Source organism: Pantoea sp. SIMBA_079 (assembly GCF_046940275.1).
Taxonomy (GTDB): Bacteria; Pseudomonadota; Gammaproteobacteria; order Enterobacterales; family Enterobacteriaceae; genus Pantoea; species Pantoea borealis.
In genome coordinates, this window is the sequence record NZ_JAWRYR010000416.1 from 1 (window position 1) to 266 (window position 266).

The following is a 266-nucleotide window of genomic DNA, read 5'->3' on the forward strand; positions in this document are numbered from 1 at the left end:
CTGATAAAATGAAGTTAAAGGACTGCGTCATGATTAAGAAAATTTTTGCCCTTCCGGTCATCGAACAAATCTCCCCTGTCCTCTCCCGTCGTAAACTGGATGAACTGGACCTCATTGTGGTCGATCATCCCCAGGTAAAAGCCTCTTTTGCATTACAGGGCGCACACCTTCTCTCGTGGAAACCTGCGGGTGAAGAAGAAGTTCTGTGGTTGAGCAACAACACACCGTTCAAAAATGGCATCGCTATTCGCGGTGGCGTACCGGTT

Annotated in this window: 1 pseudogene; it reads left to right on the plus strand. The window is 48.1% G+C overall.

Annotated features, from left to right (window positions below):
- Window positions 1-29 precede the first annotated feature (29 nt).
- A pseudogene (locus SB719_RS20605) lies at window positions 30-266 on the plus strand (D-hexose-6-phosphate mutarotase); the annotation flags it as partial.